At 41.2% G+C, this 25,525-nt stretch carries 23 protein-coding genes and 3 tRNA genes; 13 read left to right on the top strand and 13 right to left on the bottom strand.

The features are described 5' to 3' along the window. Positions 1–17 precede the first annotated feature (17 nt). The 9 genes from hisIE to FY048_RS10220 all read left to right on the top strand — a co-directional run bounded on the left by hisIE (position 18) and on the right by FY048_RS10220 (position 10,280). Positions 18–791 (top strand): bifunctional phosphoribosyl-AMP cyclohydrolase/phosphoribosyl-ATP diphosphatase HisIE, encoded by a 774-nt coding sequence (gene hisIE, locus FY048_RS10260; RefSeq protein WP_446091052.1) that lies wholly within the window; start codon positions 18–20, stop codon positions 789–791. A gap of 9 nt (positions 792–800) precedes the next feature. Then, entirely contained in the window at positions 801–2,303 is a 1,503-nt protein-coding gene (locus tag FY048_RS10255; RefSeq protein ID WP_446091051.1) for a UvrD-helicase domain-containing protein, read from the top strand. A gap of 23 nt (positions 2,304–2,326) precedes the next feature. Next, positions 2,327–3,718: an AAA family ATPase gene (locus FY048_RS10250; protein WP_446091050.1), complete on the top strand. Its 1,392-nt coding sequence runs from the start codon at positions 2,327–2,329 to the stop codon at positions 3,716–3,718. Positions 3,719–4,032: 314 nt separating this feature from the next. Continuing rightward, positions 4,033–6,882 (top strand): monovalent cation/H+ antiporter subunit A, encoded by a 2,850-nt coding sequence (locus tag FY048_RS10245; protein WP_446091049.1) that lies wholly within the window; start codon positions 4,033–4,035, stop codon positions 6,880–6,882. Beyond that, entirely contained in the window at positions 6,882–7,250 is a 369-nt protein-coding gene (locus FY048_RS10240) for a Na+/H+ antiporter subunit C (RefSeq protein WP_003654595.1), read from the top strand. Before FY048_RS10245 ends, FY048_RS10240 begins: the two co-directional genes overlap by 1 nt. Further along, a complete protein-coding gene (locus FY048_RS10235) occupies positions 7,250–9,061 on the top strand; it encodes a monovalent cation/H+ antiporter subunit D (protein WP_446091048.1) in 1,812 nt (603 codons plus the stop codon). Before FY048_RS10240 ends, FY048_RS10235 begins: the two co-directional genes overlap by 1 nt. A gap of 2 nt (positions 9,062–9,063) precedes the next feature. Beyond that, positions 9,064–9,591 (top strand): Na+/H+ antiporter subunit E, encoded by a 528-nt coding sequence (locus FY048_RS10230; RefSeq protein ID WP_004640857.1) that lies wholly within the window; start codon positions 9,064–9,066, stop codon positions 9,589–9,591. Continuing rightward, positions 9,588–9,863 carry a monovalent cation/H+ antiporter subunit F gene (locus FY048_RS10225; protein WP_003654591.1) on the top strand — a complete coding sequence of 92 codons (276 nt, stop codon included), beginning with the start codon at positions 9,588–9,590 and terminating at the stop codon, positions 9,861–9,863. Before FY048_RS10230 ends, FY048_RS10225 begins: the two co-directional genes overlap by 4 nt. A 12-nt stretch (positions 9,864–9,875) precedes the next feature. After that, on the top strand, positions 9,876–10,280 hold the full coding sequence (locus FY048_RS10220; protein ID WP_446091047.1) for a Na+/H+ antiporter subunit G: 405 nt from the start codon (positions 9,876–9,878) through the stop codon (positions 10,278–10,280). Positions 10,281–10,339: 59 nt separating this feature from the next. Here FY048_RS10220 and FY048_RS10215 read toward each other — a convergent pair whose 3' ends face one another. The 9 genes from FY048_RS10215 to tpiA all read right to left on the bottom strand — a co-directional run bounded on the left by FY048_RS10215 (position 10,340) and on the right by tpiA (position 17,271). After that, entirely contained in the window at positions 10,340–10,741 is a 402-nt protein-coding gene (locus FY048_RS10215; protein ID WP_009393224.1) for a ribosome-binding factor A, read from the bottom strand. After that, positions 10,741–13,440 (bottom strand): translation initiation factor IF-2, encoded by a 2,700-nt coding sequence (infB, locus tag FY048_RS10210; protein ID WP_446091046.1) that lies wholly within the window; start codon positions 13,438–13,440, stop codon positions 10,741–10,743. Before infB ends, FY048_RS10215 begins: the two co-directional genes overlap by 1 nt. A 10-nt stretch (positions 13,441–13,450) precedes the next feature. Next, positions 13,451–14,935, bottom strand: a complete 1,485-nt coding sequence (nusA, locus tag FY048_RS10205; RefSeq protein WP_016139435.1) for a transcription termination factor NusA — start codon at positions 14,933–14,935, stop codon at positions 13,451–13,453. Between the two features lie 35 nt (positions 14,936–14,970). Beyond that, positions 14,971–15,495, bottom strand: a complete 525-nt coding sequence (gene rimP / locus FY048_RS10200) for a ribosome maturation factor RimP (protein WP_446091045.1) — start codon at positions 15,493–15,495, stop codon at positions 14,971–14,973. Positions 15,496–15,710: 215 nt separating this feature from the next. Continuing rightward, positions 15,711–15,787, bottom strand: a tRNA-Met gene (locus FY048_RS10195). A gap of 89 nt (positions 15,788–15,876) precedes the next feature. Beyond that, positions 15,877–15,953: transfer RNA gene (locus FY048_RS10190), tRNA-Met, on the bottom strand. 40 nt (positions 15,954–15,993) lie between these two features. Then, positions 15,994–16,078, bottom strand: a tRNA-Leu gene (locus FY048_RS10185). A gap of 56 nt (positions 16,079–16,134) precedes the next feature. Further along, positions 16,135–16,464 carry a preprotein translocase subunit SecG gene (secG, locus tag FY048_RS10180; protein ID WP_252610622.1) on the bottom strand — a complete coding sequence of 110 codons (330 nt, stop codon included), beginning with the start codon at positions 16,462–16,464 and terminating at the stop codon, positions 16,135–16,137. 12 nt (positions 16,465–16,476) lie between these two features. After that, positions 16,477–17,271, bottom strand: a complete 795-nt coding sequence (gene tpiA, locus FY048_RS10175) for a triose-phosphate isomerase (protein ID WP_016139438.1) — start codon at positions 17,269–17,271, stop codon at positions 16,477–16,479. Between the two features lie 291 nt (positions 17,272–17,562). On the opposite strand from tpiA, the gene pilB reads away from it, so the two are divergent. From pilB to coaE, 4 genes are read left to right on the top strand one after another with little or no spacing between them, the layout of a single operon-like run. Further along, a complete protein-coding gene (gene pilB / locus FY048_RS10170; RefSeq protein WP_446091044.1) occupies positions 17,563–19,275 on the top strand; it encodes a type IV-A pilus assembly ATPase PilB in 1,713 nt (570 codons plus the stop codon). A 27-nt stretch (positions 19,276–19,302) separates the two neighbouring features. Beyond that, positions 19,303–20,529, top strand: a complete 1,227-nt coding sequence (locus FY048_RS10165) for a type II secretion system F family protein (protein ID WP_446091043.1) — start codon at positions 19,303–19,305, stop codon at positions 20,527–20,529. Beyond that, a complete protein-coding gene (locus tag FY048_RS10160; protein WP_446091042.1) occupies positions 20,529–21,389 on the top strand; it encodes a prepilin peptidase in 861 nt (286 codons plus the stop codon). Before FY048_RS10165 ends, FY048_RS10160 begins: the two co-directional genes overlap by 1 nt. Position 21,390: 1 nt before the next feature. Then, on the top strand, positions 21,391–21,987 hold the full coding sequence (gene coaE, locus FY048_RS10155; RefSeq protein ID WP_446091041.1) for a dephospho-CoA kinase: 597 nt from the start codon (positions 21,391–21,393) through the stop codon (positions 21,985–21,987). Here coaE and FY048_RS10150 read toward each other — a convergent pair. The 4 genes from FY048_RS10150 to FY048_RS10135 form a co-directional block, all read right to left on the bottom strand. Continuing rightward, the gene (locus FY048_RS10150; protein ID WP_336165840.1) at positions 21,984–22,898 is read right to left on the bottom strand and encodes a DMT family transporter; all 915 of its coding nucleotides are present in this window, start codon (positions 22,896–22,898) and stop codon (positions 21,984–21,986) included. The genes coaE and FY048_RS10150 overlap by 4 nt on opposite strands. Positions 22,899–22,933: 35 nt before the next feature. Next, on the bottom strand, positions 22,934–23,683 hold the full coding sequence (gene rlmB / locus FY048_RS10145; protein ID WP_005037200.1) for a 23S rRNA (guanosine(2251)-2'-O)-methyltransferase RlmB: 750 nt from the start codon (positions 23,681–23,683) through the stop codon (positions 22,934–22,936). Between the two features lie 102 nt (positions 23,684–23,785). Continuing rightward, a complete protein-coding gene (gene ppnP, locus FY048_RS10140) occupies positions 23,786–24,112 on the bottom strand; it encodes a pyrimidine/purine nucleoside phosphorylase (RefSeq protein ID WP_446091040.1) in 327 nt (108 codons plus the stop codon). Positions 24,113–24,188: 76 nt separating this feature from the next. Then, complete coding sequence (locus FY048_RS10135) at positions 24,189–25,499, bottom strand: tetratricopeptide repeat protein (protein WP_446091039.1); 1,311 nt, start codon at positions 25,497–25,499, stop codon at positions 24,189–24,191. Positions 25,500–25,525 lie beyond the last annotated feature (26 nt).

Here is a 25,525-nt window from a genome sequence, read left to right as displayed (position 1 = left end):
TTCTTTGGTGATTCCTCATGAATAACACGCAATGGCTCGATGAAGTAAAATTTAACGAACAAGGTCTTATCCCTGCCATTGCTCAACATCATCAAACCGGACGTGTTTTGATGGTGGCGTGGATGAACCGTGAAGCACTCGCATTAACAGCAGAAAAAAATCAGGCCGTCTACTTCTCTCGCTCTCGCCAAAAACTTTGGCACAAGGGTGAAGAATCAGGCCATTTTCAAACAGTTCATGAAATTCGTCTGGACTGTGACGGCGATGTTATTGTGCTACAAATTGAACAACACGGTGGTATTGCATGCCATACGGGTCGTGAGTCTTGTTTCTATCGCAAACTCACACCGCAGGGCTGGGAAATTGTCGATGCACAATTAAAAGACCCTACAGCAATTTATGGTGACAAAGCTAAAACTGAAGCACATGATCATGTACAAACGACAGAACAAGTTGATGTACTTGCTCACTTAGGGCAATTGATGCAAGAGCGTAAGCAAGCTGAAGCAGATACTTCATATGTTGCAAGCCTCTACAAAAAAGGCATCAATAAAATCTTAGAAAAAGTGGGTGAAGAAAGTGTAGAAGCCATTATTGCTGCTAAAGATTTTGCCGCACAAGATTCAGAAGCACACTTAAACGATCTCGTTTATGAAACAGCAGATTTGTGGTTCCATACTATTGTCATGTTGGGTTATTTCGATATTAATCCACACGTTATTATTGAAGAATTAGCCCGTCGTCAGGGTTTATCGGGTTTAGTTGAAAAAGCTAACCGCAACAAGGTATAAAATCACTCAGTGTCGAATATTGAAAAACCTAAAGCCACCTATGAGCAAGCCATTGCAATAGATAACGCACGTCTTGGGCAGTCATTTAAAGTGATTGCCTATGCTGGCACAGGTAAAACCACCACTTTACAAATGATTAGCGATGCCATGCCTGAACGGCGTGGTATGTATTTAGCATTCAACAAAGCTATTGCTGGTGAAGCACAAAACAAATTCCATCGTAATGTAGACTGCCGTACTTTTCACTCGCTTGCTTTTCGTAGCGTGCCGCGCGGTGTGACTGATAAATTACGTCTACCACGACTAAGCCCAAGTTTTATTGCTAAAGAATATCGACTAGAACCCATTACGCTACGACGTATGATGGGTGGGCGTTACGAGAAATATGTCTTGATGCCAAGCCGTCTGGCGAGTCTTGTCGCCAATGCAGTGAGCTATTTCTGTTCAACGAGCTCTCAATATCCGGCACCTCGACATATTCAAGCACCCAACTGGTTGCATCCAGACGATATTATCGAATTACAAAATCACCTTTACCCTGCTGTCGAACGACGTTGGTTAGAATCGATTGACCAAAACCATCAAGCTGGTATTGGACATGATATTTACCTTAAACTTTGGGCATTATCTGAGCCAAACATTCCTACCGACTATGTGTTGTTTGATGAAGCACAAGATGCTGACCCTCTAATGCTAGGCATTTTGCTTCGCCAAAAAAATACTCAAGTTATTTATGTCGGTGATGCACATCAGCAAATCTACGCTTGGCGTGGTGCAATTAATGCCATGCAACAATTGCCCTTGCCAGAATCTCGGTTAACCACTTCTTTTCGTTTTGGCGAAACGATTGCCGATGTGGCCAATGCACTGCTGGGCGGTTTAAATGAAACTGTTCCCTTGCTTGGTAATCCAAACCAGAAATCAAGCGTAGTGAATAAACCGCATACCAAAATGCGTGATGCGATTTTATGCCGTACCAATGCTCGTGCAATGGAACTTTTATTAGCAGGTTTGGTTCATGGCGAAAAAGTAAGTTTGCAGGCGGACCATCAAAAACTAAACCGTTTTGTAGATGCTGCAAGCCTCTTAAAGCAAGGAAAACGAGTTACTGACGTTCCTGAATTGGCATGGTTTAACTCATGGCACGATGTACATGAGTACTGTGAAACCAATGAAGGAAGTGACATTAAGCCATTGGTTAAACTGGTTGATGATCACGGCACTGACCCACTAAAAAAAGCACTTGCAAAGATTACTCCGATTGAGCAAGCTGATTATGTCATCTCTACAGCTCACAAAGCGAAAGGGCTAGAATGGAATCGCGTTCATATTGAAGATGACTATCAATTTAAAATTAATGGTTTGGAACACAAGATTACTGATGAAGAATTAAGATTACTTTACGTTGCTTGTACTCGTGCTAAAGTAAGTCTAAATATCCATCATCTTTATGATCTGATACAACAATTAAAACTAAGGGCGCCTTTAAGTCTTCGTCAATCGGTTGGTTGAAGCGCTCATAATTAGGTGAGCCTATGCAACTTGAATCTATCCAATTTAAACATATTGCTCTGTTTCACGATCTTAAAATACAGTTCCAATATGAAAAACAGCCAATTACCTTAATTTTAGGTGAACAAGCAACGGGTAAAAGTATGTTGCTCAAACATACTTACCATGCTCTAACTTGGTTCCCTGCCCGTTTTAAAGATTTACGTAGCCCCGGTATTGTTATGCCTGACCAAGACATTACTCAATCGCGTCTACAATCAAAAATCGAAGTGACCATTCAAGTTCCAGCAGAAATTGGCCATTTACCTGAAAGTACCTCTGCCCAACAGGTGGATTCTTCACTATGTAGCTGGAAACTTTTTAAAACTCTAAATTCAAGTGGCATTGGGATAAGCCAGGTTGAAACGCAGCAACTTGATCAAACTATGGCCCTTTATCAGCAAGTCACAAAAAAAGATCCACTACAAGGACTACCCTTAGTCGCTTACTACCCAGCCGAGCGATTTGTAAATGATATTAATCTGCTGAATAAAAATTTACCCGGCATTACCCAATCCATTTCAGCCTATGACATTAGCCCACTGCCATTTACAACGTTTACCCGTTTTTTTGAATGGCTACGCGAAATTAGCGATATAGAAAATGCTCAAGCTGCACATCTCATACAACGTATTATTTCTAGACAATCAGATCAGCAAGACCAGACAGAACTATTAAATGAGCTTCAAAAAGAGTTATCAGGGCAGCCTAAACAGCTCACCTCCCCGAATCTCTATGCACTGAAAAATGCATTAAATATTGTTTTGCCTGAACTGAAAGACCTATATTTGCAATATCAACCTCGGCTCCAACTCATGGTTGACTATGAAGGTCAAACCCTACCTTTTCAGCAGCTTTCCAACACAACTAAAACTTGGATTGCGTTGGTAGGTGATGTAGCGCGTAGACTCTGCTTACTTAATCCCTTAAGTTTAAATCCTTGCCTCGAAGGTGACGGGGTTTTATTAATAGATCAGATTGATGCACAGCTCGACTCCACACATTGCACAGAAATCTTGAATCGGCTTCATCAGGCATTCCCACGCTTACAAATTATTGCAACAGGAAGTCGTGAGGAATTACTTGAACATGCTTCCAACTATCAATGTTTAAAATTAGAAAATGGTAAAGTTAACCATCTTGATTTAAATACAACCAAGCAACAGCTTGAAAACATCTATACATTACTGCAAAGAAGCGAACCATTAACGCAGTCTATAGAGGCACAACCTCTTAGCTTAATTGATCCAACACCATCTCCAGCACAAATTGGTGTTTTATTTCAGCAAATCCAAAATCTAAATGAGCAACAAAAAAATGAATTATTACGCATGATTCATGCTGGAGACACACCAGAAGAAAGCCCTTCTGTTTAAATTTTATGACCCATTTACTCTATTTTTATAATGAAATTCGGCTTCACACAATATAGAGTTTAAGCAGGATTTTTAGGCTCTAAAATCACTAGATGTTGTTACTACATGTAATAACATCAGATTTTTACTGCTTTTTTAGTGTACAATAAATTTCATTTTGCGTTTTTATTCTTCAAGTTGCGCAATACAACTTGTTTCTCGCTTTATTTTCTAATTTGGTTGGGCTTTTCAGAATACAAGCCTTGGAAATCTCTTTGAATTCCTATCTGTTCTGAAATTAAAATTTCACTTTTAGGTCTCGGCCTAAATCACATATGGATACGAGTGTGCTACCGATAATTATCTTATTACCGTTAATATTAGGCACCACCCTTGTTTCATTGCTTCAACGGTTCTCGCGTGGAGTAACGGCTTTAGGGGCAATCGGAGTCAGTTTAACCAGTTTTGGTTTATTACTGGCTCAAGCAAAAACTGTGCTTGGTGGTGCAAGCATTCAACAGAGCTGGGATTGGTTACCTCAATTAGGAATTAATCTAAGCTTCAGACTCGATGCTCTTGGTTTACTATTTTCTCTACTTATTACCGGTATCGGTACACTCATTTATATATACGCCTACTACTATCTTGGCCCTAAAAATTCTTTAAGCAAACTATATGCTTTACTCATGCTGTTTATGGCAGCAATGCTGGGTATTTCGCTCTCTAATAATCTTATTATTTTATTAGTCTTTTGGGAGCTCACCAGTATTTCATCTTTTTTATTAGTGGGTTACTGGAGTCATTATGAAGCTGCTCAACGCGGCTCTCGAATGGCACTCACCATTACAGGGATGGGCGGTTTGGCGTTATTGGGTGGATTTGTTCTATTAGGACAAATCACTGGAACCTATGAAATTAATGACATCATGGGCATGAAAGATGCCATTCAAGCCCATTCCCTATTTATTCCAATGTTATTGCTTATTTTGCTTGGTGCATTTACGAAGAGTGCTCAGTTTCCATTTCATTTTTGGTTACCCAACGCAATGGCTGCACCCACTCCGGTGTCTGCCTACCTACACTCTGCAACCATGGTAAAAGCCGGGATTTTTCTACTTGCCCGCTTACTACCAATTTTTGTGGGCGCTGCGATCTATCACAATATCGTGACATTTATCGGCCTGTTTACACTTTGTATGGCAGCATGTTTTGCCATTTTCAAAGAAGACTTAAAAGGTTTGCTCGCCTATTCAACAATTAGCCATTTAGGTCTTATTGTCTGTCTACTTGGAATAGGTTCGCCTTTAGCAGTTGCTGCTGCCATTTTTCATATTATTAACCATGCGACATTTAAAGCTGCACTCTTTATGATTGCAGGGATCATTGACCATGAAACGGGTACACGTGATCTTCGAAAACTCAGTGGTATTTGGCAATTACTTCCTTTCACTGCCACATTAACCATGATCACCGCTGCCTCTATGGCAGGTGTACCACTCACCAATGGCTTTATTTCTAAAGAAATGTTCTTTACCGAGCTATTGGCGAATCTTTCGGGTTCAGCAGTTATCTTTGCTAGCATTATTGCAACGCTTGCTGGTATTTTTGCAGTGAGTTATTCAATCCGCTTAGTGCACGGCGTGTTTTTTGACGGTCCGATTGGTAAACAAGTACCAAATAAGAATGCGCATGAGCCACCTATGGGCATGCGCGCACCTGCTCTTCTTCTTGCTGTGCTATGTATCTTGGTCGGTGTTCTACCTTCTTTGTTGGTAGAACCACTAGTAAATAGCGTAACGAGAGCAAGCTTGAAGCAACCAGAGTTTGCAGGAACGCACCTTGCGATTTGGCACGGATTCAATGCTCCTCTGGTGATGAGTATTATTGCTTTAGTCGGCGGCTCACTGTTCTATTTTGCTTTGGCAAAAGATGGCATGATTCGTAAAATTGACCTTGACCCACGTCTTGGTAGATTACAAGGCCGCATTTTATTTGATTTATTTTTAAAACATCTGTTGCTTACAAGCCGAAAAATCAAACAAAAAACTGAAAATGGCTCATTGCAAAGTTACTTGTTCATGATCATTGCTTTTAGCGTCATCATGGTCACTATGCCGTTACTTAATCAAGGGCTCACTACAGGCACACGTGAACTTACTCATGCCCCATGGATTGCTATCGTTCTCTGGCTAACCCTGTTCTCAGGTTGCTGGATGATGCTGTGGTTCCATCATGAGCGTATTAAAGCAGTCCTTATTAGTGGTGCAATTGGTCTGGTTGTAACGATGGTGTTTGTCACCATGTCAGCTCCAGATTTAGCACTGACTCAAATTACCGTGGATGTTGTAACTACTGTTCTTCTATTAATGAGTTTATCTTTACTTCCACAGCTAACACCGTACGAATCTCTTCGCTCTAGACGTTTAAGAGATGCTGCTTTAGCGATTGTTGGAGGCTTAGGAATAGGCTGGATTGCGTGGCTGATTTTAACCCGTGATCATAATTCGATTTCATGGTTCTTCGCGCAGCAGTCTTTACCACTTGGTGGTGGCTCAAATATTGTAAACGTCATTTTAGTTGACTTCCGTGGTTTCGATACCTTTGGTGAAATTACAGTACTAGGTATTGCTGCTATTGGTTCACTTTGCCTCATGGATGGTATGCGCGTACATGGTACAACCATAACTCAAGGTCTCACCTACCGTTTTAATCCATCTCCGCTCATGTTCCGTATTACAGCCTCTTGGGTATTACCATTAGCACTTGTCGTAAGTGTTTATATCTTTATGCGAGGCCATAACTATCCGGGCGGTGGTTTTATTGCAGGTCTAATCACCTCAATGGCGTTAATCATTCAATATATTGCGCTAGGTCAAGACCAAACTGAACAATTACTCAAAGTAAAATCCGGCCGTCTTTATGAAGTTTGGATTGGTTCAGGTTTAACTATTGCTGGACTTACTGGTGTAGCTGCATGGTTCTGGTTACGTCCATTCCTCACCAGCGCACATGTGTATGTTGAATTACCAATTCTAGGAAAACTACATTTAGCTTCAGCTGCAAGTTTTGACTTAGGCGTTTATATCACCGTGGTTGGTGCAACGATGTTGCTCATCTCGGTATTGGGAGATTCTCGCCACTCAAGCATGGCTGGTCCTGTAGTACCACATCAGGAGGAATCATAATGATCAGTTTAGAATTCTTATTGGCTTCTGCGATTGGTTTACTTGTTGCCACAGGTATTTATCTGATTTTGCGTGCTCGTACCTTCCCTGTCGTGCTTGGATTAGCTGTAATTGGCTATGCTGTAAACCTATTTTTATTTGCGATGGGCCGATTACAAATTAGCTCACCTGCAATTTTAACTGAAACAACAAAAATAACCGATCCACTTCCTCAAGCGCTGGTTTTAACAGCCATTGTGATCGGTTTTGCAACCACCGCTTTTATTGTACAACTGGCACTACGTAGCCGTTATGAATCAGGTAGTGATCATGTTGATGCTAAAGAAGACATCTCTCCAACATACGACCCACGCGAGGATGAGCCGTAATGTTTGATTTTTTATCTTTCTGGCAAGAACATGCGCCGATTTTTAGCATTCTCATTCCGGCATTTACTGCTTTTATCTTATTACTGCTAGGCAACCCAGGAGCTGGTGCTTTAAAAGAGGACTGGAGACAACCATGGCGTCGTGGCATTAGTCTTATTTCCGCAATTGCTGGATTAGTTACCGCAATTGTATATTTGAGCTTTGCAAGCACAGGACAAATTACCACTTACCAGCTGAGTGAATGGTCAGCACCGTTTGGTATTGTGCTCGTGTTAGATCGTCTTTCTGCTTTTATGCTGGTATTGACCTATGCGTTAGTCGTTCCAGTTTTATGGTATGCAAGCGACAATTGGGATACGCGTGGTCGCTATTTCCATGCCATGGTGCATTTCTTGTTAATGGGTATCTGCGGAGCATTTTTAACAGGCGATTTATTTAACCTTTTCGTCTTTTTTGAAATCTTATTGATGGCTTCGTATGTTTTGCTTTTACATGGGCAAGGCAAACCACGTTTTCAGCTTGGCGTTCACTATGTCATTATCAATCTTCTAGCCTCTGCCCTATTCTTAATCGGCCTTGGTATGATTTATGGCAGTGTAGGTAGCCTCAACATGGCGGATGTTTCACGCCTTATTCCGACACTTGAAGCAGATCAACACAAATTAGCCGTAGCAGGCGCCCTACTTTTATTTGTAGTGTTTGGTATTAAAGCAGCGATGCTTCCTGTAGGTTTTTGGCTACCAAAAACTTATGCTGTTGCAAGTACACCTGTGGCTGCAATTTTCACCATTATGACCAAGGTCGGGATCTATTCGATTTTACGTGTAAATGGAACCGTATTTGACGATGCACTTAGTCAAGAAATCTTAAAAAGCTGGTTACTTCCAATTGGTTTAATTACTTCACTTTACGGTGTGATTGCAGCAATTGGAGCAGATCGTTTACGTCGCTTTGTCGGGTTCATGGTACTTTCTTCAATTGGTACATTGCTCACAGCAATTGCCATGTCGAATACACAAGCATGGTCTGGTGCTTTATATTACTTAGTACACAGTACGCTGATTGGCGCGGCTTTTTATCTATTTTGTGGCTGGATAACCTCACAACGTGGAGATTTTAAAGATCATTTAAAAGTTGCTCCAAGAATCAAACAAGAAAAAGCGGCTATGCTGACTTATTTCTTGATTGCCATGATGCTCGCGGGTTTACCACCTTTTAGTGGTTTCCTTGGAAAAGTATTTATTTTACAAGCGACAGTTGAAGCTAGCTACCAAGGTTGGATCATTGGTGTTGTTCTTGTTGTGAGCCTATTAAGTATTATTGCTCTAACACGAGTTGGTTTTATCTTGTTCTGGCGAGCAACACCACCAGAGGAAGATCCAATTCATCCGGCTTATATTCTTTATCGAGCCTTACCAGAACGAGCACCACCACGTAATGATCAAGTGATTTATGTGTTACTTGCCGGCTTAATCGCTTATGTCGTTTTTGCTGCACCTATTCAGCATTACACATTAAGTACTGCCCAGCAGATTCAAGACCATGCACTTTACCAACGCACTATTCTTAAAGTAGATAAAAATGGTGAATTTATCAGCGTACAGCCTTACGATCCAGCTTATCTACCAGAAACTAAATATGGTGGTGAAGTTGAAGATCATAATGCTTACCTCATTCCTGATATTATTTCGAAAGATACCTTTAATGGTGAACATATTTCTGAATATAAACATCGGCAAATTCAACAACAGGACAAACTACAAACACCTACCATTGTTGATGAAAGTCAATTGAAACCTATGGAGCCATAACAATGCAGCTATCTAATTTGTTTGAACGCTGGTTTCCACATCCATTTGTTTCAGTTCTTATTGTTTTGTTTTGGCTGATGCTGGCACATAGCCTTGATGCCAGTGACCTTCTGACAGCTGCACTTCTGGGTTTGATTATTCCTCGTTTAGTCAAACCATTTATTGCCCGAACGCCGCATATTCACTGGAAACCCGCAGTTAAACTATGCTTTGTAGTTCTTTGGGATATTATTATTTCTAACTTTAGAATAGCAAAGCTTGTTTTAGGGCCTACAAAAAAATTGCACCCTAAATGGTATCGTGTGCCTTTAGAAACAGAACATGAGCAAGTTAATACTTTACTGGCAATGATTATTACCACAACGCCTGGCACGGTCTCTGCTGGTATTGATCAGGAACGTGGAGATATTTTGGTTCACGCCTTGAGCACGGATGATACCGAATCTGACATTCAAGACATCAAACAACGCTATGAAATTCCACTTATGGAAATTTTTGATGTAAAAAGCGAAACGGAGGCAAGTGTATGACAATCCTACCCTATGCTCTAGGTATTAGCTTAATTGCCATTACAATCTCTATGCTACTTTGCCTTTTCAGAATGGTAATCGGTCCATCAATTGTAGACCGTCTTTTAGCACTCGATACTCTTTTCTTAAATGCGATTTGCCTCATTGTTGTTTTAGGCATTTACTGGATGACGACCTCTTTATTTGAAGGAGCGCTACTGGTTGCTATGCTAGGCTTTGTGTCTACAGCAGCTTTAGCTCGTTACTTCACAACCGGTCATGTTGTCGATTAAGGAGAGATCAAAATGCAGTTTGTAATGGAAATTATTGTTTCGGTCTTTTTGGTTTTTGGCGCTTTCTTTATGTTAGTCGGCTCAATTGGTATGGTCCGCTTACCTGACTTATTCATGCGCCTACATGCACCAACAAAATCGAGTACGTTAGGATTAGGCAGCTTCTTGATTGCTTCCATGATCTTTTTTGCTTTTCAAGGCCGCTTTGGTTTTGCCGAGCTACTGATCACACTTTTAGCTTTTATTACCGCACCGGTTTCAGCAAATTTAATTGCTCAAGCTGCGCTACATTTACGTTTGCGCTCGCTTAGTGGAGAAGTTCCTGAGTCAATTGAACGCCCCTTACCATGGGACCGTTATAAAATTGGACAGCGTTTCTCACAAAACAAACCGCCTATGGACCCTCCTAAAGAATAAGAAAAAGCCAACCAATAAAAAAAGCCACCCGAAGGTGGCTTTTTTATTTTTAATTTATATTACTGTTCGTCATCTGACTCGCGTTTCGGTAAATCATTTACCGCTTTCTCGATCAGACCAAACATATAGTTACCATAGGCATTGGTCTTGTCATAATGGAAACGCAATCTTGGCGTAATACGTGTCTTGATACGACGGCTCAATTCATGACGCAAGAAACCAGAAGCTTTATTTAATACCTCTAAAGTTTCTTTATTTGCTGCTTCACTTTGCTCATCACCAAGCTCACGTCCCATTACGGTGACATAAACTTCAGCATAACCCATGTCTGCACTGACTTTCACCGCAGAGATGGTCACTAGACCACCCAAGCGAGGATCTTTAAGCTCCTGACGGATCAGTTCAGACAACTCGCGTTGCACTGAATCCGCCATGCGCTTTAAGCGTTGGCTACCCGCCATTAAAGACTCCGTTTAATCAATTGAACATCATAGACTTCAATTTTATCTTTCACTTTGATGTCTTTATAACCTTTCACCGCAAGACCACATTCCATACCGGCACGAACATCTTCAACCACTTCTTTATAGCGACGAAGAGATTCAAGCTCACCTTGGAACACAACCACGTCATCACGTAATACGCGAATCGGTTTATTACGATGCAATACACCTTCAAGTACCATACAGCCTGCTGCTGCACCAAACTTACTTGAGTGGAATACTTCACGTACTTCAGCAACACCCAAGATAGTTTCACGATGTTCAGGAGCAAGTTTACCACTCATGGCATCTTTCACATCATCAATCAATTCATAGATGATGCTGTAGTAACGAATATCGATACCGTCTTGGTCACTTCTCTGACGAGCAGTCGTATCAGCACGAACGTTAAAGCCCAACAATACAGCTTCTGAAGATTCAGCAAGAATCACATCAGACTCAGTAATCGCACCAACACCCGAACTAATTACACGAACTTTTACTTCATCAGTAGATAATTCAAGTAAAGCTGCATTCAATGCTTCTAAAGTACCACGTACGTCTGTTCTTAAAACAACGTTCACTGTAGGAACATCTTTTTTGCCCATTGACGACATGATATTTTCAAGACGCATTGCGCTTTGACGATCAATACGTTTTTGACGTTCACGGTCAGCACGAGCATCAGCAACTTCACGTGCTTTCTTCTCGTCATTTACAACAAGAACTTCATCACCTGCCATTGGAGCTTCTGGAAGACCCAGAATTTCTACTGGAATAGATGGTCCTGCTGATTTAATAGGCTTACCATTTTCATCAGACATTGCACGGACACGACCATATGATGAACCTGCAAGAACAAGGTCACCAATGTTTAATGTACCGTTTTGAACAAGAATAGAAGTTACTGCACCGCGGCCTTTATCAACACGCGCTTCAATAACAACACCTTGCGCAGCACCTTCAGCAGATGCTTTTAATTCCATCAATTCTGCTTGAATAAGAATTAAATCGAGGAGTTCATCAATACCTTGTCCACTGTGTGCAGAAACTTTAGCAATCGGAACATCACCACCCCATTCTTCTGGAACGATTTGTTTCGTTGTTAATTCATTTAACACACGGTCTACATCAGCAGATTCTTTATCCATCTTGTTGATTGCAACAATAATTGGAGTACCGGCTGCACGCGCATGGTCAATTGCTTCTGCAGTTTGTGGCATTACACCGTCATCTGCCGCAACAACCAATACAACGATATCCGTTGCTTTAGCACCACGTGCACGCATTGAAGTAAATGCAGCATGTCCCGGTGTATCAAGGAATGTAATGATTCCTTTGTCTGTTTCAACGTGATATGCACCAATATGCTGGGTAATACCACCTGCTTCGCCTGCCGCCACTTTTGAACGACGGATACGGTCAAGCAATGATGTTTTACCATGGTCAACGTGACCCATAATGGTAACAACTGGCGGACGAGTTGTTTGCTCACCACGTGCTTCTTCAGCCGCTTCAAGCAAGTTATCTTCCGCTTGTGTATCAGAAACTAAAACAGGGTTATGGCCCATTTCTTCAACAACAAGTGCTGCTATATCTTGATCAATAGCTTGTTCCTGATTAACCAACTCACCCATTTTCATAAGTGATTTGATAACTTCACGTACTTTAATCGCCATTTTTTGAGCAAGATCGGCAACAACAATGCTTGAACCGATTTCTACATCATAAACTTGCTTTTTAACTGGCTTTTCAAATCCATGCTTATTTGCCTGGCTTGATTTTAAACCACGTTTATTATGGTTAACAAAGCTTTGCTCTTCTTGACCACGACGACCACCTTTTTTACCCGCACGAGGGTTAGTGGTTGCACTACCGCGTTTAATTTCACGGTCTTCTTGCTTAAATGAATCTTCATAAGCTTGGCCAACTAGACCTGAAGCAAGTGGAGAATCATCAATCACACGAATTGTCGTAGTAGCCTCGTCACTTGAATACTTAGACGCCATTTTGCGCATTTGTTCAAGTGTACGTTGCTGAGCTTCTTCAGCCGCTTTACGACGCGCAGCTTCTTCAGTCGCTTTTAACTGAGCTGTTTGTGCTTCACGTGCTTTCTTTTGCTCTAATGTTTCTGCTGGTTTTGGTGCAGGTTTTACTGTACCACCACCACGTCTTTTCACTACTACAGCAGCTTTAGGAGCTGTCTGCGCAGCGCTATCTTGTTGATGAGCAACACGCATAGCATCTAAAGTTGCTTTTGCTTTTTGCTCTGTTTGAAGACGCGCGTTTTGCTGTGCAGTGTCACGCGTTTGTTGTTCTACACGTGTTTTAGCATCAGCTTCTACACGTGCTTTAGCTTCAGCCGCAATTTGTTCAGGGTTTGGTTTAGCAAAAACCTGTTTCTTACGTACTTCTACGTTAATTGTTTTTGCTTTACCTGAAGTACTTGCAACTTTAGCGGTACTGGTTGTTTTACGTTTCAACGCAATTTTTCCTGTGTTACCACTTTCCTGACCATGCACTTTTTTCAAATGATTGACTAAAGTATTCTGTTGTTCAGTGGTAATAATATCGTCTGCTGTACGTTGAGGCAAACCTGCTTCACGAGCCTGTTCTAGGAGCTTCTCAACTGGACGTTCTACACTGAGAGCTAACTCTTTAATTGACTTGTCCGTCATATTTCATCTCCTAGTTAAACCATGATTCGCGAGCTTTCATGATCAATTGACCTGCTTTTTCATGATCAAGTCCTTCAATATCAGAGATATCGTCAGTAGCCTGATCTGCCAAATCATCGACAGTAATAATACCGCGAGCGGCGAGCGAGTAAGCGATCTCAGAAGTCATGCCTTCCATTGTTAGAAGGTCTGCACTCGGTTCTTGAATATTTTCTTGCTGTTTCAAAGCATCAGTAAGTGTTGCTTCTTTTGCACGACTTTGCAATAACTCAACCAATTCGGCATCAAGCTCAATTTCGTCAAAAGTTTCAGCTGGAACATAAGCAATCTCTTCTAAAGAGGTAAAGCCCATTTCCACCAATGCCATTGCTAAATCTTCTTCAATATCGAGACGTGATACAAACATGTCAAGATATTGCTGAGCTTCATTTTGCTGACGAGCACGATACTCTTCTTCAAGCATCATGTCGAGTTTGTAGCCAGTTAAATCAGAAGCTAAGCGAACATTTTGGCCTTGTGAGCCAATCGCACGAGCCAATTGATCGCTGGTTGCAAAAATAATATCGGCACTTCTTGCATCTTCATCAAGCACAATGCCTGAAACATCAGCTGGTTCTAATGCACTTGCAATGTACTGAGCTGGATCATCAGACCAGACCACTACATCAATACGTTCACCGTTTAACTCTTGTTGTACTGCTTGAATACGCGTACCACGCATACCAATACATGCACCCACAGGGTCAATACGATGGTCATTTGTTTTCACTGCAATTTTAGCACGAACGCCTGGTTGACGTGCCGCTGCTTTAATTTCAATAATTTCTTCAGAAATCTCAGGAATTTCTTTTTTCATTAAAGCAATTAACATTTCAGGCTTAGCGCGTGATAACAACAACTGAGCGCCACGACCTTCACGGTTCACATTGTATAAAATAGCGTTCATACGTTGTTTCGGACGAAGAATTTCTTTAGGAATCATTTCTTCGCGCGCAAGATAAGCTTCAGCGTTGTCGCCTAAATCGATAATAAAGCCATCTTTGGTTTGTTTTTTCACTTCACCGTAAATCAACTCACCAACTTTAGACTCGTATGCATCAGCAACTAAAGCACGCTCAGCTTCACGAATTTTTTGTACGATAACTTGTTTTGCAATTTGTGCAGCGATACGACCAAACTCAATAGATTCTACTTCGAGTTCACGTACATCACCAATTGACCATTTAGATGGGTCAAGGTCAGAAATCGCATCTTGGCAAGCTGGCATTTCATGATCTTCATCTGCCACAACAGTCCATTGACGGAACGTACTGTAATCACCAGTTTTACGATCAATTTCTACACGAAGCTGAGCTTCTTCAGCATGTGTACCTTCGTAAAATCTTTTCTTCGTTGCAGCAACTAGAGCTTGTTCTAAAGCCTCGAAGATCGCTTCACGACTAACACCTTTTTCATTACTAACCGTTTCAACAACGGTAAGAATTTCGCGGCCCATAAGTCACCTACCGATTCTTATAAAATTTAATAAATTTAATCTTGATAGATCAAGTTTGCTTTATCGATATTGTTGCTGTCGATCTCAAGCACGTGCTTCCCATCAACTTCAACCTGAATTTCTTCATTTTCAAGGTCTACTGAGATAAGTTTTGCTTGAAATTTACGACGGTTGTCTACTGCTGCAATCAAACGCAAAGCAATTTGTTGTCCAATGTAGCCTTGTAACTGTTCTAATTGAAAAAATGGACGATCCCAACCCGGTGAAGAAACTTCTAATGAATACTCACCTGAAATTGGATCATGAACATCCAGCATTGCGCCGACTTGTTGTGTTACACGCACACAATCTTGTACACCTATACCACGGCCTTGTTCTACTTCGCCATCTTCATCAAGTACAGGCTCAGCATCTTCACCTACCGCTTTATCGATATAAATACGCAATAAAGAACGTTTGCCTTGTGGGAGAAACTCGATTCCCCAAAGGTCGACACCACATGCTTGTACTGCAGGAACAATTAAGTCATGCAATGCTTGGGATTTATTTGATAATTTCATTTACTCTCGTCATTCTCGTGCGATTCAATCGGTTGTTTTAACCGACACAGACCTACTATAGTGAAGCATGACTATTTGACCAATTGATGTCGAAACTACACGATAGCGATACGATAACCAATAAAAAAGGGCGTTAATCGCCCCTATCTTGCACAGAAAACAATAATCCACTGTGCAAAAAGGCCCACTTGTCTGTGAGCCTCTTTTAAGAAACTTGGTAGCGGGAGCTGGATTTGAACCAACGACCTTCGGGTTATGAGCCCGACGAGCTACCAGACTGCTCCATCCCGCATCAACGTGCAAAAATTATATACAAATATCAAATAAAGTCAATGTAAACTTACTAGATATTTGCCTGATTAAGTTGCACCTTAATCAAATTGGTAGCGGGAGCTGGATTTGAACCAACGACCTTCGGGTTATGAGCCCGACGAGCTACCAGACTGCTCCATCCCGCAACAAAAACAAACTACACGCATCAACTTTCTGGTTAAAAGCTGGTGCGGAAGGGGGGACTTGAACCCCCACGCCCGAAGGCACTACCACCTCAAGGTAGCGTGTCTACCAATTCCACCACCACCGCAGCTTGTGGGACGCATTCTAGTGCTTCCCACCACAAAAGGGAAGCCCTATTTCGAATTATTGACTCGTTTTTGGTGCAGTTGGTGAAGTTTCAGGCAATGTAGCTGGTGTTGGCGCAGTAGTTTGTACAGTTTTCAAACTATAAGCCTCAGTAGTTTGCTTTTTCGCAAAAACAGCTAAGGTTAAACTAGTCACAAAAAACAAGGCTGTTAACACAGCAGTGAGGCGAGTAAGGAAATTAGCTGAACCCGATGCGCCAAATACAGTTGCTGCTCCGCCGCCACCGAAAGAGGCACCAGCATCAGCACCTTTACCGTGTTGCACTAGAATCAAGCCAATCATCAGTACCGCTAAAATAATATGTACGATCAGTACAAAAGAGTGCATACCCTATCCTCGTTATTTACTTTGTGCAAAGGCTTGTACAATTTGATAGAAAGATGCCGCATTTAACGAAGCACCTCCAACCAACGCGCCATTAATATCTGGACATGCTGCCAACTCGACTGCATTTTCAGCTTTTACACTACCGCCATATAAAATCGCAATGTCTGAACCCGCTGAGGTAATCTGACTTAAACCTTCACGGATTTTAGCATGCATTGCCTGTGCATCTTGTGGTGAAGCAGTTTTACCTGTACCAATCGCCCAAATTGGCTCATAAGCAATTACAATTTGCTTTTGCCATTGCTCTGCGGTCACGATAGGAGCTATATCACAAATTTGTTGCAATACAACCTGCTCTGCTAAATCTTGTTCACGCTGTTCAAGACTTTCCCCCACACAATAAATGACAGTTAAGCCTGCATTTAAAGAGTTTTGGAGTTTAGCCTTCAAAATTTCAACGTTATCACCTAATAAATCACGGCGTTCAGAGTGACCCACCAATACAAAATTAATTTGGCTATCTTTTAATAATTCTGCACTGACTTCACCCGTATAGGCGCCTGTACCTGCTACACGCGATACATCTTGTGCAACTGTATATACTGTTTTTGCAGCATCTTGCAATTGTGTTTGTACCATCGCAAGTGCAATAGAAACTGGAGCAACTCCGACATGGCAGCTTTCATCTGCAATTTCGTTTTGTTGCAATAGTTGTTTAAATTCTTCTATAAGTTGTTTGGCATTGGCACGCATTGGGTTCATTTTCCAGTTGCCAACCACCCAAGGCGTAATCGTCGAACCCGACATACGGCTCACCTTTCATCAAAAATGCAGCACATTCTACACGCATTTCTACAAATTTCAGATACTTTTCTTTAACAGGATAGCTCATATCTTTTCTACTATTTGAAAACAGTAATAAAACTTTATTGAGTCAAAAGCTCCGCCTTTTAAAAATTAATGAATAAAAACTTCGACTGGTTCAAGCTTTAACAATCGGACCAAGACGAGAGCATCATTTTCTCAGGTAGTAATTTTAGATAACAAAAGTATAATTTTTTATATACCAATTATAAACATATGAGCACAGGTAGGCAGATGTCAGTCATACATACATCTCCAAAATTTTCGGGGTTTTTTCGACGATTAGTCGAAGAAAAACATGTGTCGGCAGCGACCATGCAGGCAGCATTAGATGCAGCAAAAAGAGCTAAACAGGATACTGTTGCGTACCTGATTGAAGAGGTTCATCTCTCCCCTTCTTTATTAGCTGAAACAATCTCTATTGAATTTGGTGAACCATATTTTGATCTGGATGTTTTCGATACCAGCCAGATTCCTAAAGATTTGGTCGACCAGAAACTGATTTTAAAACATCGGGTCTTGCCTCTCGTACAAAGAGGACAGATTTTATATGTTGCAACCAGTAACCCCAGCAATATTGAAGCTATTGATGCTATTCGCTTTAACAGTAAGCTTATGGTTGAGCCCGTTATTGTCGAGCACCATAAACTTGAGAAAATTCTGGCGCTGCAATTTACGGAAGAAAGTAATTTCGAGTTTAGTGATGAAGAATTTGATCTAGATATAGATCTTGATACCTCAGCTGCTCCTGAAGAGGATGAGGATACTCCGCAAGGCGATGAAGCACCTATTGTTAAATATGTTAACAAGTTATTAATTGATGCGATTCGTATGGGGGCTTCTGATTTACATTTCGAACCTTATGAGAAATCGTATCGGGTCCGTTATCGGGTTGATGGCGTTTTGCGTCAGATTGCTAATCCACCGCTGCAACTAGCGAATCGTTTGGCTTCACGCTTGAAAGTAATGTCTCAGATGGACATTTCTGAAAAACGTGTTCCCCAAGATGGTCGTATCAAGCTCAAGCTATCGAAATCTAAAGCAATTGATTTTCGTGTGAACTCTCTTCCGACCTTATTTGGTGAAAAGCTAGTTCTACGTATTCTCGATCCATCGAGTGCCATGCTGGGAATTGATGCTCTAGGATATGAAGAAGAACAAAAAGCGCTTTTCATGGAAGCCTTAGATAAGCCACAAGGTATGCTTTTAATTACTGGTCCGACAGGTTCTGGTAAAACAGTATCTTTATATACAGGCCTCAACATTTTAAATACTGAAAGCTCTAATATTTCTACTGCCGAAGATCCAGTCGAAATTAATCTTGAAGGTATTAATCAGGTTAACGTGAACCCTAAAGTGGGTCTTACTTTTTCGGCTGCGCTTAAATCATTTTTACGTCAGGACCCTGACATTATTATGGTCGGTGAGATTCGTGATTTAGAAACAGCTGAAATCGCGATTAAGGCGGCTCAGACAGGTCATATGGTAATGTCCACACTACATACCAACAGTGCCCCTGAAACACTGACTCGTCTACGCAATATGGGAGTTCCATCTTTCAATATTGCGACATCAGTCAATCTGGTGATTGCTCAGCGTTTGGCACGTCGCTTATGTCCACAATGTAAAGTACCTACTGACGTTCCTAAACAAAGCCTATTGGAAATGGGTTTTACCGAACAAGATCTAACCAATCCCGATTTTCAAGTTTTTCAACCAGTCGGTTGTCCAGAATGTCGTGAGGGTTACAAAGGTCGAGTTGGTATTTATGAAGTAATGAAAGTCACACCTGAGATTTCCAAGATTATTATGGAAGATGGCAACGCTTTAGAAATCGCTGCTGCTTCTGAAAAACTGGGGTTTAATAATCTGCGTCGCTCAGGTTTAAAGAAAGTCATGCAAGGTGTTACTTCTTTACAAGAAGTCAACCGCGTGACCAGTGAATAAAAGACAATTTAAAATAAGGATAATGTCATGACTGTCAAAAAGGCACAATTGATGCCGACTTTTGCTTATGAAGGGGTTGACCGTAAGGGCGTAAAAATCAAGGGAGAACTTCCGGCTAAAAATATGGCTTTAGCCAAAGTCACCCTACGCAAACAAGGTGTAACTGTTCGTAATATTCGGGAAAAGCGTAAAAATATTCTTGAAGGTATATTCAAGAAAAAAGTATCGACGCTCGATATCACGATTTTCACCCGACAACTTGCAACCATGATGAAAGCTGGTGTCCCACTGGTACAAGGCTTTGAAATTGTGGCGGAAGGTTTAGAAAACCCAGCTATGCGCGAAGTGGTACTCGGCATTAAAGGTGAAGTTGAAGGTGGTAGTACTTTTGCCTCAGCTTTAAGAAAGTATCCTCAGCACTTCGACAAATTATTTTGCTCTCTTGTAGAGTCCGGCGAACAATCTGGTGCACTTGAAACCATGCTGGACCGCGTGGCAATTTACAAAGAAAAAAGTGAATTGCTCAAGCAGAAAATTAAGAAAGCAATGAAATATCCAGCAACGGTTATTGTGGTTGCTGTGGTTGTTACTATTATTTTGATGGTTAAAGTAGTTCCCGTCTTCCAAGACCTATTTTCTTCGTTTGGCGCAGATTTGCCTGCCTTTACACAAATGGTCGTAAATATGTCGAAATGGATGCAGGAATACTGGTTCATTCTGATTATTGTGATTGGTGCAATCATTGCCGCATTTCTGGAAGCTAAAAAGCGTAGTAAAAAATTCCGTGATGGTTTAGACAAACTTACCCTGAAACTACCTATCTTTGGTGATCTGGTTTATAAGGCGATTATTGCCCGTTACAGCCGTACTTTAGCAACGACTTTTGCAGCAGGTGTTCCGCTCATTGATGCTCTTGAATCAACGGCTGGTGCAACCAATAATATTATTTATGAACAAGCTGTAATGAAAATTCGTGAAGATGTTGCTACAGGTCAACAACTCCAATTTGCGATGCGCGTTTCAAATCGTTTTCCATCTATGGCTATACAAATGGTCGCAATTGGTGAAGAATCTGGTGCACTAGACAGCATGCTCGATAAAGTTGCAACGTATTATGAAAATGAAGTTGATAATGCCGTTGATGGCTTAACTTCAATGATGGAACCTTTAATTATGGCAATTTTAGGAGTACTTGTAGGCGGTCTGGTGATTGCTATGTATCTTCCAATTTTCCAAATGGGCTCAGTTGTATAATGCAAGAAATAATTGCTTATTTTATTCAAAACTTAACTGCACTTTATATTGCGGTTGCATTATTGAGCCTGTGTATTGGTAGCTTTCTTAATGTGGTGATTTATCGCACCCCAAAAATGATGGAACAAGATTGGCAGCAAGAATGTCAAATGCTAGTTGATCCTGAACAACCAATCATTGATCATGAAAAACTGACATTAAGTAAGCCTGCTTCATCATGCCCAGAGTGCCATCGACCCATTCGTTGGTATCAGAATATTCCTGTCATCAGTTGGTTGGTTTTAAAAGGTAAATGTGGACACTGTGGGCATGCGATTAGCATGCGCTACCCAGCCATAGAACTACTAACAATGGTATGTTCACTGGTTGTGGTCATGGTGTTTGGCCCAACCATACAAATGCTTTTGGGACTAGTCCTTACTTGGGTCTTAATTGCTTTAACCTTTATAGACTTTGATACTCAGCTACTACCCGACCGTTTTACCCTGCCTTTAGCAGCACTTGGCTTAGGCATTAACACCTTTAGCATCTACACCACACCCACTTCAGCCATTTGGGGTTATTTAATTGGTTTTTTATGTCTATGGATTGTGTATTACTTATTTAAAGTGATTACAGGCAAAGAAGGCATGGGTTATGGTGACTTTAAGTTGCTTGCCGCCTTAGGCGCATGGATGGGGCCATTGATGCTGCCATTAATTGTGCTATTGTCATCTTTATTAGGTGCAATTATTGGCATCATTTTACTAAAATTACGCAATGACAATCAGCCCTTTGCCTTTGGGCCGTATATTGCCATTGCAGGCTGGGTTGCCTTTTTATGGGGTGACCAGATTATGAAAATCTATTTGGGAGGTTAAGATGGCTTTTATTCTGGGAGTCACAGGTGGTATTGGCAGTGGAAAATCTGCTGCAACACAATGGTTTGAGTCCCAAGGAATACAAGTCGTCGATGCTGATATCGTTGCTCGCGAAGTGGTTGAAAAAGGCCAACCTGCTCTTCAACAAATTCAAAAAACTTTTGGAGACTGGGTGCTTCAAGCAGACGGAAGTTTAGACCGTCGTGCCCTACGCGAGTATATTTTTCAAAACCCCGAAGCCAGACAAACGCTTGAGCAAATTACGCATCCAGCCATCCGCCAATCTATTATTCAGCAATTACAAAATCCGCGTAGCGCCTACGTGATTTTGGTTTCTCCATTACTCTTTGAAACCAACCAGCATCAACTTGTTAATCACACCTTATTAGTTGATGCGAGTGAACAAACTCAAATTCAGCGTGCTAGCCAACGGGATGGGCAAAACCAAGAACAAATCCAAAAAATTATTGCAGCACAAATGCCACGCGAGCTTAAACGCGAACTAGCCAATGACATTGTGTTTAATGATGGATTACTCGAACATTTACATCAACAATTAGAGCCGTTACATCAAAGTTATTTGAAACGCACAAACTAATTTGGTTTATTTTGCTGTTTAATTTTTTGTGCCAAGCTATCTGGTCGAAACCATCGCCAAGGTTGTAAGGCCCCCACTCCCATACCAACCAAACCCACCACAATAGATGGACTGAGAGCCTCACCTAACAATGGCACAGCCAATATTGCTGCAATAAACGGCGCCAAAGTCACAATACTTCCTGTTTTAAAAGCACCAAGTCTCTGAATCGCAGCTACATAAGTCAAAGTGGCAATAATAACGACAAATACACCGTGGAAAATGCCTTGTATTGCTAGATGAACAGGACTGACTTCCATGAAATGCTTAGGCAAAAATAAAACATAGATCGGCAAATAAATAATTGCAGACCAAATCGCAACACTTGCCATTGAGTGCCATGCAGATAGTTTCCACTGCTTAAGTAATACAGTAAAAATACCCCACCAAATCGCACTAATAAAAAGGAGTAAATCACCTATTCCAAAAGCAGAGGCATTACCTTGCAGCATCAAAGCGCTCATAAGGGCCAAAGCCGCGATCATGATTGCAAGACTAGCCCAGGTATGTTTATCAAATGGCTGTCTAAATAAAATGTATGCTGCAAACGCAGTACAAATTGGAATACAGCCATTTAAGAAAATTGCAGCGTGCGCCGCGGGAGCATAGAGAAAAGCGGTATAGACGGTAAGACAATAAATGACTCCGCCAATCAAGGCCAAAATAACCGCATGCTTACTCCATAAAAAAGCGAGATCTTTTTTATAGATTAAAATAGGCATTAAAATTAGAAAAGCTATAGCGAAGCGCAGTGCGGCAATATCCCAAGCACTGATGTGCCACTGTGCATTTAAACGGGCAAAAAGCGTAAACCCGCCCCAAATGCACATGGTCACCAATACAAAGAAATAACCTTGCTTACGGGGAGACATATCAAGATGACTTAAAAACTAGAAAGGCAGTTAAATTATACCTCAGAACGCTGGCGGCAAGCCTCATAAAGTGCCATACCCGTCGCTACACTGACATTTAGACTTTGTAGATTTCCTGACATCGGAATATAAACTTTATGATCACACTGTGCCTGTGTAATAGGACGCAAACCTGTATCTTCGGCTCCCATCACAATCACAACTGGACCAGAAAAATCGCATTTTTGAAGTGGTAAGGCGCTTTCATCAAGCATGGTGCCAATCACACGCACATGCGTTGTTTCTTTAAGATGAGCCAATGTACGAGCTAAATTTGTGACTTGAATGAATTTAACTTTCTCGGCTCCACCCGCTGCAACTTTACGAGCAGTTGGCGTTAAACTTGCCGCACGATCACGAGGCACAATAACTGCTTGCACACCCATCGCAGCGGCAGTACGGATACAAGCCCCTAGGTTATGTGGGTCTGTCACCTGATCCAATGCCAACAACAAGGCATCTGGAGTTTCACTTAAGATTTGATCAAGATCTTGCTCATTTAAGACAGGATGCGGACGCACTGCGGCCACCACACCTTGATGAAATGGTAGGCCTGCAAGTTTTTCAAGACTATCGCGGCTTGCTTTTTGTACACTGATTCCAAAAGGCTCTGCCAATTGCAAAATCTTTTGCAAACGCTGATCATCCCGTCCTTTTAAAGTAAACAGGGTTAGCACACGCTCTGGCTCAAGCTCTAGCAATGACTCCACTGAATGAACGCCATAATAATATTCCTGTTTTGCCATGCATGACCTCTAACAACGTTTGAGCAAAAAAATAAAAATCCTGCAAAGCCAACTTCGCAGGATTTCTTTGGGCATAGTGTACCCGATTTGAATAGGAATTTCTTAGCCTTCTAAATGGCACACGTAATCGAGCACTTCATCAGTTTCGATTTTAAAAAGACTATTGCCTGGCACATAAAATGATTGACCCGCACGGAACAATTCACTTTCAGTGCTGTCTGCAATTGTTACGCGACATTCACCTGAAATAATTTCCATACGCTCAGGAACATGCGTTTCAAAAGTTAAAGCTTGCTCAGTCGGCAAAATAACACCTAGTGTTTTTTTCGTTCCATCTTCAAATTGCACGGTATGGCTGATACATACTCCACCAAAATAAACGTTTGATTTTTTGATGACCGTTACATGATCAAATTGGTTTGTACTCATGCACATTCTCCAGATAATGCCATATTTATATAAATTATGATGAATGTAGTTTAATTGTGCCTAAATAACTAATCAATCAGTTTTCATACGGATAGACTTGTAATTTCCACTGCTCTACCTGAATTTTTTTGGCAAAAGCATGAGGTAAGTTAATCTCAATATTTCGATTACTCGACACAATTGCATCGTATCTGCAAACTTCGACCTGATTTTCATCTAGAAGTACCCAACTCACTCTTTGCGCTGTTGGATGGGTGACTGCGGTGGTCACTATAGGTAAACCTTCATTCATTCCTACATGAAAATTTTCACTGCCGTTTTGCATTAACGCCAGATCGTAAGCTGGAAAATCGCTAGCATCTGAATCAAATTGCTGGCTATCGTGTATAAGCACACTCTGTTTTAAAGTCGGCCAAATACAGTAGCGCAAATAATGCTGATCCATCACCCGATTATCCAGATAACGTCCGGTGGCAACATAATCTCTGATATGTGCTTCAATATTATGAAAAATCCCTGTACATCCGCCCCACATTCCAGCCAAAATTAGTTCGGTATGAGAATAACTATCTCGCATTAAATGAAACCATTTATCACTCTTGAGCCATGCATCTACAGCCGCCTTTTCACGGTGCGACACAATAGAGTCGGCATCACGAATCAGAAAATGCTTAACTGTTGGATCATCCATCACAAAAAAACGCCAGAACAGCCCTGATAATTGCTTTTGAGAGTCCGTCACTTGTACCACTTGCGCCCCCTTCTCTTTTAAGCGCTGTTGTACAAGTACTGGTACAGTATCATCCACATAAAATCGACACGTCCATTCTGGATAAATCTGTTTGGCTAGCTGAGTATTTAAAATAGAGGTTTCACAATAACGCGGGTTGGCTCCAAACAAAGAGAAAGCAATAATATTTTCTTCAGAATTTGAACTAAACTCAGGTGGCGCATGACTTGGAATCGGTAAAACAGGTTCACTATTAACGAGTTCTTTTTTTGTTGTAATTGCTAAGCGTCCAAATTTGATTGTTTCTTCTTTTTTATTTAAATGATGGCAAACCTCTGTGAGTCCGTCATATAAGTTTGTATTTACGTTAGATCCACTTGCCTGAATCGCTTGTAAATAGTGTTGATAGGCATCGGTATAACGACCTAAGCGTAGCTCGGTATAAGCCAAGTCCGATAAAGCTCCCGAATGCTTAGGAACTAAACTAATAGCTTGTTTAACATGTTGATAAGCTTTGGCATAATTGCCTTGTGCGGCTGCTTGTTTAAAGGCATTAAAATGTTGATTTAAAATTTTATTCATTTCCGCAGGATTGTTTTTTTTATGGCGATTGATCATCCCTAGGGGCGGTTTCGGTAAGCTTAATGTTTTTTTCATTGTAAATATCCGCAATCTTGCTGTTC

This window comes from Acinetobacter sp. 1124_18A, from assembly GCF_052824995.1.
This window is presented reverse-complemented; position numbering and strand designations above follow the sequence as displayed.